This window comes from Sulfitobacter sp. 1A13496 (assembly GCF_043557225.1).
Lineage (GTDB): Bacteria > Pseudomonadota > Alphaproteobacteria > Rhodobacterales > Rhodobacteraceae > Sulfitobacter > Sulfitobacter faviae.
The window spans coordinates 70,742-82,917 of record NZ_JBIFFP010000005.1 but is presented as its reverse complement, the minus strand read 5'-3'; the positions used below and the strand labels follow the sequence as shown (position 1 = coordinate 82,917).

Below are 12,176 nucleotides of genomic sequence, written 5' to 3'. Positions count from 1 at the left end.
GGCGCGCCGTTAGGTTTCGTAGGGCCGCCAGCGGCGGTGCACCCAGAACCACTGCTCCGGCGTCTTGGTGACCTGCGCGGTCAGACTGTCGTTGAGCGCCTGCGTCATGGTCATCGGATCGCTATGCGGCACCGGCGCTTCGAGCACCACGTCAAAGCTGACGCCATCGTCCTGTCGAATGCCGTAAAAGGGGATCAGCAGCGCATCATAGCGCAGCGCCAGTTCCGCCGCCGAGATGGCGGTGCGGGCAGGCTTGCCGATGAAATCGAGGATCGGCGCGCGGATGACATGCTGGTCGAACAGCAGCACCAGCCGACCGCCCTGTTTCAGATGCCGCACGAACCCCGCCGTGCCGCGCCGCCCTTGCGGAAACACCGGCCCACCGAAGGCTTCGAGTGTTTTGACGTAATGTGCGTTGAAATAGGGGTTTTTCATCTCGCGGTAGAGCCCGCCGATGTCATAGCCCCGCGCCACGAGGGAGGCCCGCGCCGCTTCGTAATTGCCGTAATGCCCGGTGACGAGGATCACCGGCTGGCCCGTGCGGTTGGCCTCTTCCAGCGCCGCCATGCCCGGCCCCTGTGGGGCGATCTCGGCCATGCGTTTGGGAAAATCCTCGGCAGAGTAATTCTCGATAAAAGACCGGCCGAGATTGTTGAGACAGCGGGTCGCGATTTCCTCACGCCGGGCAAGCGGCATCTCGGGCCAGACATGCTCAAGATTGTCCAGCGCACGGCGGCGGTAGCCCGCGAGCGGGGCCAGAATATGCTGCACCAATCCGCCGACAAAGCCGACCCGCGTCTTATAAGGCAGGGCCAAAGCCGTGCGGATGATGCCGACGATCAGCAGGTTGCTTAGGTAATGCCGGGCCCGGCGACCGAAGGGATAGGGCTTTTTGGCTTTGGTGGCTGGGTCCGACATGGGCTCTGACAGGCTGTTAAACTTTTCCTGACATAGCCTGCGCCGACGCGCGCAACAAGCCATGCCGGGCGGCATAGGCCGGGGTCAGCCGTCAGAGGCCCGGGCAGGGGGCATTGTACTTTGCCGCCGGTGGAAAGCTCAGGCGGTGGCGTCCGGCACGCAGGTGCCGCTGCTGATGTCGAGTTTCATACCCTCCGCGCAGGTCATGACCTGTTTGTCATGGACGCAGCCCGAGGCGAGGGCGAGGGAGGGGGCCGTGAGCGCCATGAGGGCGCCGAGTGTCAGTGCGAGTTTCATGTCGTTTGCTCCTTTGACAGGCGCGGATAGGGTACACCCACCCGCGCCAATCTCAAAGCAATAGGAGGAACGCCTTACGCGCCGAAGACGCGCTTAAAGATCGTGTCGACATGTTTGGTGTGGTAGCCCATGTCGAATTTCTCATTGATGCCGTCTTCGCCCAAGGCCGCGACGACCTCTTCATCGGCCAGCAGCAATTCGCGGAAATCGAGCCGTTCTTCCCAGACCTTCAGCGCGTTGCGCTGCACCATTGAATAGGCATCCTCACGGCTCACGCCCGCTTGGGTCAGGGCCAGAAGCACCCGCTGGCTCATCACAAGGCCGGGGAATTTGTTCATGTTCTCCAGCATGTTGTCGGGGAAGATCAGCATTTTGTCGACGACGCCCGCCAGACGGTGCAGGGCGAAGTCCAGCGTGACGGTGGCATCGGGGCCAATGCCGCGCTCGACAGAGGAATGCGAGATGTCGCGCTCGTGCCAAAGCGCCACGTTTTCCATCGCCGGGATCACCGACATGCGCACGAGGCGGGCCAGACCGGTCAGGTTCTCGGTCAGCACCGGGTTCTTCTTATGCGGCATGGCCGAGGAGCCTTTTTGCCCCATGGAGAAGAATTCCGCCCCTTCCAGCACCTCGGTCCGCTGCATGTGGCGAATCTCGATCGCCACATTTTCGATGCTGCTGGCGATGACGCCGAGCGTGGCAAAGAACATCGCATGACGGTCGCGCGGGATGACTTGGGTCGAGATCGGCTCGGGGTTGAGGCCCAGTTTCTCACAGACATGCTCTTCGACGCGCGGGTCGATATTGGCGAAAGTGCCGACAGCGCCCGAGATTGCACCGGTGGCAATCTCCTCACGCGCGGCGACGAGGCGGGCGCGGTTGCGGTCCATCTCGGCATAGAAACGGGCAAAGGTGAGGCCCATGGTGGTGGGTTCTGCGTGGATGCCGTGGCTGCGGCCCACGCGCACGGTGTCTTTATGCTCAAGCGCGCGTTTCTTCAGCGCGGCGAGCAGCTTGTCCATACCGTCGAGCAGCAGGTCGGCGGCACGCGTCAGTTGCACGTTGAAACAGGTGTCGAGCACGTCGGAGGAGGTCATCCCCTGATGCACGAAACGCGCCTCGTCGCTGCCGACATGTTCGGCCAGATGGGTGAGGAAGGCGATGACGTCATGTTTGGTCACGGCTTCGATCTCGTCGATGCGGGCCACGTCGAATTCGACGTCCTTGGCTTTCCACACGGCTTCGGCGTTTTCGCGCGGGATGGTGCCCAGATCGGCCATGGCGTCGCAGGCATGGGCCTCGATCTCAAACCAGATGCGGAATTTCGTTTCCGGCGACCAGACGGCAACCATATCGGGACGGGAGTAGCGGGGGATCATGCGCGCACCTTTTTAGGACAGGGGATGGGTCAAGGGCGGCATAGACTGACTTGGGGTTAAGGACAAGTCTGAGGGGGGAGGGTGACGAGGGCCATCGCCTGCCCACGGGTCGGCGATCATACGTAAGTCGGTGCCACTTGATGGCTTAACCATGATGTGCGCTCGCGAGGTTACGCCCAGCCTCACCAAATCGCCTACCCGGTCGCACCAAAGGTGCGCCGATGTATATCGGCACGCCTTCGGCGTGACGGGCGGGCAGACGATGGCCCGGCGCCTGCGGCTTGATTCTGGGCCGGGATGGTGAACCTGTTGTAGCTAAAGCAGTTCGGTCACCACCGTCGAACTCCGCTCCAATGTCCGATGCACGGGACACTTGTCCGCGATCTCCAACAACCGCTGGCGCTGCTCCTCGGTCAAATCCCCCTCCAGCCGGATACGCCGCCGCCAAGTGTCGATCTTCTCTGCCGCGCCGGTGCATGCGTCCTGCGCGTGCACCTTGTCGTGGCAGACATCCACGCTCACGCCGTCGAGCGGCCAGCCCTTGCGCCGCGCATACATGCGGATGGTCATCGAGGTGCAAGCCCCCAATCCGGCAGACAAAAACCCATAGGGCGACATGCCGCGGTTGGTGCCGCCATAGGCCCGAGGCTCATCCGCCAGTGCGTGGTGATGCGGGCCTGCGTTCACGTCTTGCAAGAACCCATCGGCATCCGCTTCGGTTACGCGCACGATCCCTTCCGGCGCGCCGGGGGGCGGGGCGGGGGATTTCAACGACATGTAGCGATCCGCCCATGTGGCGATGATCTCGGCCGCATATTCCGCGTCGCGCGGGCGGGTGATCAGGTGGTCGGCATCGTCGAGGGTCACGAAGCTTTTGGGGTGTTTCGCGGCCATGAAAATCTGTCCGGCATTGTCGATGCTGACGATCTCGTCGCGCGGCGCGTGCATCACCAGCAGGGCGGCCTTTAGCCCCGCGATATCGGGGGCGAGCGTGGCCCCCTGCAGATCGTCGATGAACCCCTGACTGATGGTGAAGGGCCGCCCACCGAGATTGACCTCGGCACTGCCATTTGCCGAAATCTCGGGCAGACTCTCGGCGAAGTTATGTGTCACATGGGCCGGATCGAAAGGCGCGCCGAGCGTGGCGACGGCGCTGACATGGGGCAGTTGTGCGGCGGCTTTAAGCACTGCCGCCCCGCCCAGTGAATGGCCGATTAAAAGCGCGGGGGCCATGTCACGGCCCGACAGATAGCGGCAAGCGGCGAGCAGATCATCGGCGTTGGACGAGAACGACGTCTCTTCGAAATCGCCCTCTGAATGCCCCAGCCCTGTGAAGTCAAAGCGCAGCACTGCAATCCCCATCGCCGCCAAACGGCCCGCGATGCGCCGCGCGGCGGGGATGTCTTTGCCGCAGGTGAAACAATGCGCGAAAAGCGCGGTCGCTAAATGCGGCCCCTCCGGCATGTCCAACCGTGCGGAGAGTTCCGTGCCGCCCGGGCCGGGAAAGGTGATGCGTTCGATGGCCATGAGGCTCTCCAATTTGCTTGGGGTAAAGGTGACATCTCTAGCGGGCGGATCAAGGGCCGGGGCCGCGCGCTCACCCAAGCGTGACGCGAAAGCACTGCGCGTGATCGCATTTGCCCCCGGTTGTTGCTTTGTATACGACTTGTGCAAAACCCCTGTCGGAGACATATCTTGGCCCAGCCCCCCAAACCGAACCTGCACCCTGCCACCATCGCGGCCCAAGCCGCGGGCGCCGTCGATCCCGCCTCGGGCGGTGTGGTGCCGCCGGTGCAATTCGCCACCACCTATCTGCGGGACGAGAATTACGATCTGGTCAATCCCGACAACGTCTATTTGCGCTCGCATAACGAAAATACCCGTGTGGCAGAGCGTCTGCTGAACGCGCTCGAAGGGGCCGACGAGACGCTGATCTTCCCCTCGGGCATGGCGGCCATCGCGGCGGTCTTTCGCACCGTGCCCAATGGGGCGAGCGTGGTGGTGCAGAGCCAGATTTACTGGGGCACGACGAAATGGATCCGCGATTTCTGCGCCCGGCGCCAGATCGCGCTGCATGAGGTGGACGCAAGCGACCTTGATGCCTTTGCCGCCCTGTGCCGCGCCGAAAAGCCTGACCTCTGCCTGATCGAGACGCCGTCGAACCCATGGTTGCGGATCACCGATATCGCCGGGGCCGCCGCCGCCGCGCATGAGGTGGGCGCGACGCTGGTGGTCGACAGCACCGCAGCCTCGCCGGTGCTGAGCCACCCATTGGAGCATGGCGCGGATATCGTGATGCATTCGGCGACCAAGGGGATCAACGGCCATTCCGATGTTTTGGCCGGATCGCTCGCCACCAATGACGCCGAGACACCGCGCTGGCAGATGATCCGCGACGACCGCAATGAGGCGGGCGCGGTGATCGGCCCGATGGAGGCATGGCTGCTGGCGCGTGGGATGCGGACCCTGCCGCTCAGGATGCGCGAAATGTCACGCAATGCCATGGCCTTGGCCGAGTTCCTGTCGGATCATCCGCAGGTGGAACAGGTGATGTACCCCGGCCTGCCGGACCACCCCGGCCATGCGCTGGCCGCGCAGCAGATGCGCGGGGGTTATGGCGGGCTGTTGTCCTTTGTCGTCAAAGGCGGGGCCGAGGCGGCGTTGAAAGCGGCGGGGCGGTTGCAGCTGTTCCACCGCGCGACCTCGCTCGGCGGGGTGGAAAGCCTTGTCGAGCATCGCCACACGATCGAGCCCCATACCGGAATCCCCGAAGGGCTGTTGCGCCTGTCGGTCGGGATTGAGGATGTCGAAGACCTTGGCGCTGATCTGGGCCAAGCGCTCGGGCAGTGAAACGAAATTGGCCGCGCACCCTCGCGGCCAATCTTGCCTCACTTTTCAGACCATTCCTGCAACTTATCGATCACCCCATCGGTCAGCGATTGCAGATCCTCCTGCACCGTCAGCGCCGGGCAGGGCTGATCCAGCCGCGCGGCCATATCGCCCATGTGGAAGCCATTCGCGCTGTCGAGCGTCTCTAATTCCTCCCAAGTCACCGGCACGGCAACCGGCGCACCGGGACGCGCGCGGAGGGAGTAGGGCGCAATGGCCGTAGCACCGCGTTCATTGCGCAGCCAGTCGATGAAAATTCGGCCCTTGCGCTTGGCCTTGGACATGGTCGCGACATAGCGGTCGGGGTCTTGCGCGGCCATGACATGGGCAAAGGTCTTGGCGAAAAGTTTGACCGTCTCCCAACCGCGCGTGCGGCGCAGGGCCAGCCAGACATGCACACCCTTGCCGCCGGTGACGATGGCCCCCGATTGCAGGCCGAGGGCCGCCAGCGCATTGCGCAGCTCAAACGCTGCTGCGCGGACTTCGGCCCAGTCCAGCCCTTCATCGGGGTCGAGGTCAAAGACCAGCCGGTCGGGGCGGTTCAGCCGATCCACCCGCGCGCCCCAGATGTGATATTCCAAACTGCCCATCTGCGCTGCCGCGATCAGGCTTTCGGGGCGCGTGGCATAGAGGTAATCCGCCGCGTCGCCATCGCTTTCCTCGATCGAGACGCGCGACAGCGCGTCGGGCATCCCGCCGCTGTCGTGTTTTTGAAAGAAACATTGCCCGTCAATCCCCGAAGGGCAGCGAAAGAGTGACAGCGGGCGGTGGCCCATGAGGTCGATCATCCGCGCCCCGACACGTTCGTAATGCCGTGCCACATCACCTTTGGTGCAGCCCGCATCGGGGAAGACTCTGCGGTCGGCGTTGCTGATCTGCACGCCGCCGATCTTGCTGTCGCTATCCATTTTAGGCTCCTCTTGCGGTTCCTCCAAGGTCACGCTGCCCGCGTCCTTATCCTCGCGCAGGCCCAGAAAACTGCCGTGCCGGATCACGCCATCGGCGGTAAACTCGGCAAAATCGACCTCGGCCACCAGATCGGCGCGGACCCATTTGGCATCGCGCGCCACCTCCGTTGGCACATCGCTCGCGGGCGGGGTCTTGCGGGCGGTCATGGCGCGGGCGAGGTCGGCCATGCCCTCCTCAGAGAACCCCGTGCCGACGCGGCCCTTGTAGCGTATTTCGCCGCCCTCATGGCTGCCCAGCAGGAGCGAGGCAAAGGCCCGGCCCTTTTTGTCGGAGGGGGAATAGCCGATGATGATGAATTCCTGCCGCCGGGTGCATTTGACCTTGAGCCAGCTTTTGCTGCGCCTGCCGGAATAGGGCGCGTCGATGCGTTTGGAGATGATCCCCTCGGCCCCGGCTTTGCAGGCGCGGTCGAAGACTTCGGAGCCATGGCCGACGATATGTTCACTCAGCCGCAGCGGCCCGCCTGCGGGCACGCCGGATAGCAACTGCGCCAGACGCGCGCGGCGGTCCAACTGCGGCGCGTCGCGAAAATCCTCACCGTCGAGTGACAGCAGATCGAAGGCGTAAAAGACCAGCGGATGTCCCTCTTTCAGCGCCTTTTGCAGCGAAGAGAAGGCCGAGCCGTTGATCTTGGCCGCCATGACCTCTCCGTCCAAGAGCGCCCGGTCGCAGGGCAGCGGGTCAAAGGCGGCCCCAAGCGCGCCGAACTTATCGGTCCAATCCTTGCCGGAGCGGGTGAAAAGCCGCGTGCCGTTCTTGCCCAGGGACACCAGACAGCGGTAGCCGTCGAACTTCGTCTCATGCATCCAACCGTCCCCCTCGGGCGCGTCGGCGACAAGGGTGGCAAGCTGGGGTTTGACGAAAGCGGGGTTCTTGTTTTTGCGTTTGGGGCGTGGGTCGGCGACCTTTTTGGCGGGGGCGTCTTTGGCGATCTCGGCCATGGTGCGGCCCGTGGTGATCGACCGGGCGGTGCGTTTGGTCAGCCCATCGGGCAGGTCGCGGGCATAGTCGTCACGCTCCTTGATCAGGAGCCAGTTCTCTCGCTTTTCCCGGCCACGCATCCGCACCAGCGTCCAACCGCCCTGCATGTGCTGGCCCTGCAGCGTGAACTTGAGCTTGCCGTCTTCCAGCCCCTTGGCCACATCGCCCTGCGGCATCCATGTGCCCCGGTCCCAAAGCATGACCGTACCGCCGCCATATTGCCCCTTGGGGATCGTCCCCTCAAAGCCGCCATAGTCAAGCGGATGGTCCTCGGTCCGTACGGCAAGGCGTTTTTCCGACGGGTCGGGGGAGGGGCCTTTGGTGACGGCCCAGCTTAGCAGCACCCCCTCCCATTCAAGGCGAAAATCATAGTGCAGGCGGGTGGCATCGTGTTTCTGAACGACAAAGCTTTGCCCCGCACCGCTGCCGATCTGACCGCGCGGTTCCGCTGTCGCCTCGAAATCGCGTTTGGCGTTGTAGCTGGCCAGCCTGTCGGGGGATTTGGCCATCACGAGGCCTTCTTACGCGGCGCCTTTTTCTTGGCGCTGGATTTCCCGCCGCCCGCTTCTTTCAGGCTCTCTTTCAGCGCGTTCATGAGGTCGATCACATTCTCGCCTTCGGCGGCGCTGTCATCCCCGGTCTGCACGCGCGGGGTCTTCTTGTTCTTCACCTTCGCATCCAACAGCTTTTGCATCGCCTCGGCATATTTGTCGGTATAGGCGGAGGCGTCGAAGGGCGCGGTTTTCTTGTCGATGAGCGAGGTCGCGACATCGAGCAACTCCTTGTCGGTCTTGTCGTCCTCGATATCGGTGAAGATCTGATCCGCCTCGCGCAGCTCATCGGCATAGTGCAGCGTCTCCATCAACAGCCCGTCGCCGCAGGGTTTGACACAGGCCAGATATTCCTTGCCGCGCATGGTGACCTGCCCCAAACCAACCTTGCCAGACTGGCGCAGCGCATCGCGCACCACGCGGTAGGCGTCTTGGGCCAGATCGTCGGAAGCGGTGATGTAATAGGGTTTGTCGAAATAGAGCGGAGAGATTTCGCAGGCATCGACGAATTGCACCAACTCAAAAGTCTTTTTCGTCTCCAGCTTGATCTCATCCACCTCATCGGGGTCGAGCAGGATATATTCGTCGCTGCCGACCTCATAGCCTTTGACGATATCCTCGGCCTTGACCGGGCCGATGCCGGGCACGGATTTCTCATAGCGGACCCGCTTGCCCGAGGGTTTGTGAATTTGCCGAAAAGAGACTTTGGAACTGGTCTTGGTGGCCGAGAATATCTCGACCGGGATCGACACCAGCGAGAGGCGAAGTTGACCTTTCCAAAGTGCGCGCGGTGCCATGAGAACTCTCCTATTTGCCCTTCGCCCGGCCCAGCTTATCGGCCTTGACCGCGTCGCGTTGGCCCATAGGCTCATCCGGGCCGGTGGTGCTGTCCTTACGGGTCTGGGCCTCCATCTCGGAGTTGAACTCGGCCCCCAAGAGCACGATGAAGGCCGAGATCCAGAGCCACATCAGCAGTATGATCGCCCCGGCCATGCTGCCGAAGCTTTCGTTGTAGCTGCCGAAGTTGCTGACGTAGATCGAGAACCCGATGGAGGCGACGATCCACAAGATGCAAGCGATGATGGAGCCGGGGGTGAGCCATTTCCATTCCGCATCGTCGCGGGCAGGGCCGTAGCGGTAAAGCACGGCCAGAGCGAGCGCGGTAAGTGCGGCAAGCAGCACCCAGCTGCCATAGGTGAGCAGCGTCTCGACCCAATCGGGCAGGGCGAGAAAGGCGACCACAGCGGGCACGGCCAGCGTGGCTGCAAGGCCCAAAAGCAGCACGCCGATCAACATGAGGGTGAGGCCAAGCGTCCAGATCAGTTTGGAGACGAAACCGCGGGTCTCATCCTCGTCATAGGCGACGTTCAGACCTTCCATCAGACTGCCCACGCCCTTGGACGCGGAGTAGAGCGCGAGGGCCAGACCGATCAAGAAGGCCCAGCCCAGACCCGTCTCTTCCGACCCGGTCACGGCGACGGCTTGGCCGAGGATGATATTGGCGGCTTCTTCGGGAATGAGGTTGGTCAGGGATTCAAGCTTCGCGGTGACCTGCGCGGGCTCCATCACTAATCCGGCGAGAGCCATCAGAGCGGTCACGGCAGGGAAAATCGCCAGCAGCGCGTAAAAGGCGACACCAGCGGCGACAAGCGACACATGATCGGCGGCGATCTCATCCTTGACCCGCAACAGGATGTCTTTCCATCCGGGGGCCGGTATCTCCATCGGCGTTTCCGCTTTCCGTCCGCGCGCCATATCTGGTCCTTTGACGTTTAATTCGTATCGTAAAATATGCCCGCCCCCGAGGCCGGGAGCGGGCGTGGCTTGGCTTAGCTCTTCACGTCGCCGAGCTTTTGCTTATCGGCTTCGCTTTTAGCCGCGTCCGCGACGCGCTGACCGCTTTCCTTTGCCTTTTTCACGGCGGCATCGGCGGCAGTCTCTTCGTCGGCGGCGGCATCGGCATTGTCTTTGGTCTCTTTCAAGACCTTGCCTGCCTCATCCGTCGCGGCCTTGGCGACCTTGCCCAGCTTGTCACGCTCTTCCGCGTAGATACGCTCGGCTTCGTTAAAGAGCGCATCGCTGTGCTCGCCCATATAGGCGTCTTCGGTGCGGCTGCGGGGCAGGGCGGCACCGATTGCGGCACCCACTGCGAGGGCCAAGGCACCGGCGACCATCGGATGCTCTTCGAACATGTCCGAGGCACGCTCACCGCCCTGACGGGCATAGCGGCCGCTGGCGTTCCACGCATCCACGGCGCGGGCACGGGCCATCACGATGCGCTCACGCGCTTCGGCGGTCATGTTTTCAGTGCCTTCCGACAAACGGTCCCGCAGGGCATGGGCACGCTCATTGGCGGCATTCGCGCTGTCGCGTACGCTGTGGGCCGCGCCGCTGGCGGTGCTGCGGATGCTGTCCACAGCGGAACGGGTGCCATAGGAGGCGCGGTCACGGGCATAACGAGCGCCGCTGGCGACCGAGGAACCGGCGGAGCGGGCACGCCCGGCGGCCGAGCTTGCAGCGCCCTTGACGCTACCGGCGGCAGAGCCTGCCGCACCGGATACACCGCTCGCGGCGGAGCCTGCGGCCCCTTTCACGCTGCCTGCGGCAGAGCGGGCACGATCGCCGAAGCCGCGGCCATCATCGTCGTCGTGATGCACGTCACGGGCCCAAGCGGGCACCTCATCGGCAGCGCCGCGTTCGGAGCCATAGCTTGTGGCATAGGCGCTCGCGGGGGCAGAGGAACGGCGCGCATCGCGCACGGCGGGGCGGTTTTCGGTATTGGTCACGGGCACCGGCACGGGATGTGCGCGGTCGCGGTCCAGACCTTCGTAGCCCCGGCGGTCACGGTTGTTGCCGCTGCCGAACATCATCCACGCAAGGCCCGCACCTGTCAGCGCCAATGCGACCGGGTTGCGCTTGGCCGCGTCAGAGATGGAGCGACCCCAGTCGCCGCCATGCTCGCGGAACTGGTCAGAAAACTGACGCGCGATACCTTCGACGGAAAAGCGGTCTTGCAGATCGTCCAGCGTATCGGCCAGACCGGCACGCTCCCGCTCGATTTCGCGTTCAATTTCTTCGGGGTTTCTGGAGTCATTTGTCATCGTAGACCTCCTTCATGGTCGCTGCGTCACGCTTGACGTTTTTGGCGGTGCGGCTCGGTGCAAGGCTGCTGAGCTTCAGATCATTGGTGCCTTTCTGGATCATCACATAGGCGACGATGGCCAGAAGAACGCCCACGATCACGGCGGACCAACCAGCGGCGATGCCAGCTTCGGTCAGGGCAGCCACGAGGGCGGCGCTCAGCACGTTCAGGGCGGTGAGGGCCACAACCACGGCGCCAACGATCAGGCCGATGGCCACGCCCGCATGTTTCAGGTTCTCATTCACTTCGGCGCGGGCCAGATCGACCTCTTTGCGCATCAGCGAACTGACGTGGGAGAGGGCTTCGGTCAGCAGGCTCCCGGCGGATTTATTGCTTTCGGTGGTCATACTTTATCTCCTGTAACGACGTTGGGCGCGGCAGGCTGAGTTGTCGGCTGAGCGGCGGTGCGGCCGGGCACGGTGCTGGCAGCACCGGTGGGCGGCGTGCCGGTCATCGGACGGTCGATGCGGTCATCGTCGTCATATTCGACGCCGGTGCCGCCGTAGCCGCCCTGAGGCCGATCGCTGGAGGCTTTGGCGAAACGGGTCGCCACGAAGCCCAGAAGGGCAGCGCCACCAAGGAAGACCAACGGGTTACGCTTGGCGAAACCGTTCAGGTCGCCCATCATTTCGCCCAGATCCTTGTCGCGCATGCTGTCAGAGACATCGGCGAGACCATCGGCCAGCTGGCTAAAGCTGCGCTCCTGCGGGGAGCCGCTGCGCAGCTCATCAGCCGCGGTGCGGAGGGCAGAGGCCACGCCTTTGACCTCGTCAGCGGCGGTGTCGCGCGCTTGGTAGGCATAGTTGGTCGCTTCGGCGGACACGGTGTCGGCCACGTCGCGGGCCTGCGCCTTGGCGGATTCAGCGGCGTTGCTCGCGGCGGCGGCAGCTTTGTCTTTTGCAGCGGTCGCCTGCTCTTTGGCAGCGGCGCTTTGGGTCTGTGTGGTGTTGTTGTCGGGCATGGTAACCTCCTTTAAAATACGAGATTCAGGATCGCGAGAACGACCACGATCAGGCCGATGAGGTAGAAAATTCCGTGCATGGGTCCCTC

Annotated in this window: 11 protein-coding genes; 1 reads left to right on the top strand and 10 read right to left on the bottom strand. The window is 63.5% G+C overall.

What is annotated here, in order from left to right; translation table 11 throughout:
* Positions 1-9: 9 nt before the first annotated feature.
* From ACGYLX_RS12720 to ACGYLX_RS12705, 4 genes are all read right to left on the bottom strand, one after another.
* On the bottom strand, positions 10-918 hold the full coding sequence (locus tag ACGYLX_RS12720; protein WP_394449913.1) for a lysophospholipid acyltransferase family protein: 909 nt from the start codon (positions 916-918) through the stop codon (positions 10-12).
* 138 nt (positions 919-1,056) lie between these two features.
* Positions 1,057-1,215, bottom strand: a complete 159-nt coding sequence (locus ACGYLX_RS12715) for a hypothetical protein (RefSeq protein ID WP_162931827.1) — start codon at positions 1,213-1,215, stop codon at positions 1,057-1,059.
* Positions 1,216-1,289: 74 nt separating this feature from the next.
* Positions 1,290-2,594: an adenylosuccinate lyase gene (gene purB / locus ACGYLX_RS12710; RefSeq protein ID WP_394449911.1), complete on the bottom strand. Its 1,305-nt coding sequence runs from the start codon at positions 2,592-2,594 to the stop codon at positions 1,290-1,292.
* A 315-nt stretch (positions 2,595-2,909) separates the two neighbouring features.
* Entirely contained in the window at positions 2,910-4,121 is a 1,212-nt protein-coding gene (locus ACGYLX_RS12705) for an alpha/beta fold hydrolase (protein ID WP_394449909.1), read from the bottom strand.
* A 168-nt stretch (positions 4,122-4,289) separates the two neighbouring features.
* On the opposite strand from ACGYLX_RS12705, the gene ACGYLX_RS12700 reads away from it, so the two are divergent.
* Entirely contained in the window at positions 4,290-5,444 is a 1,155-nt protein-coding gene (locus tag ACGYLX_RS12700; RefSeq protein WP_394449907.1) for a trans-sulfuration enzyme family protein, read from the top strand.
* Positions 5,445-5,482: 38 nt separating this feature from the next.
* On the opposite strand, the gene ligD is transcribed toward ACGYLX_RS12700, so the two are convergent.
* The 6 genes from ligD to ACGYLX_RS12670 all read right to left on the bottom strand — a co-directional run bounded on the left by ligD (position 5,483) and on the right by ACGYLX_RS12670 (position 12,087).
* The gene (gene ligD, locus ACGYLX_RS12695) at positions 5,483-7,942 is read right to left on the bottom strand and encodes a DNA ligase D (RefSeq protein WP_394449905.1); all 2,460 of its coding nucleotides are present in this window, start codon (positions 7,940-7,942) and stop codon (positions 5,483-5,485) included.
* Complete coding sequence (locus ACGYLX_RS12690) at positions 7,942-8,781, bottom strand: Ku protein (RefSeq protein WP_394449903.1); 840 nt, start codon at positions 8,779-8,781, stop codon at positions 7,942-7,944. Before ACGYLX_RS12690 ends, ligD begins: the two co-directional genes overlap by 1 nt.
* 10 nt (positions 8,782-8,791) lie before the next feature.
* Entirely contained in the window at positions 8,792-9,739 is a 948-nt protein-coding gene (locus ACGYLX_RS12685; protein ID WP_394449901.1) for a YihY/virulence factor BrkB family protein, read from the bottom strand.
* Between the two features lie 74 nt (positions 9,740-9,813).
* Positions 9,814-11,085: a DUF3618 domain-containing protein gene (locus ACGYLX_RS12680; RefSeq protein ID WP_394449899.1), complete on the bottom strand. Its 1,272-nt coding sequence runs from the start codon at positions 11,083-11,085 to the stop codon at positions 9,814-9,816.
* On the bottom strand, positions 11,075-11,473 hold the full coding sequence (locus ACGYLX_RS12675) for a phage holin family protein (protein ID WP_394449897.1): 399 nt from the start codon (positions 11,471-11,473) through the stop codon (positions 11,075-11,077). The genes ACGYLX_RS12680 and ACGYLX_RS12675 overlap by 11 nt, the downstream gene beginning before the upstream one ends.
* Positions 11,470-12,087 carry a hypothetical protein gene (locus ACGYLX_RS12670; RefSeq protein ID WP_322329496.1) on the bottom strand — a complete coding sequence of 206 codons (618 nt, stop codon included), beginning with the start codon at positions 12,085-12,087 and terminating at the stop codon, positions 11,470-11,472. Before ACGYLX_RS12670 ends, ACGYLX_RS12675 begins: the two co-directional genes overlap by 4 nt.
* Positions 12,088-12,176: the final 89 nt, after the last annotated feature.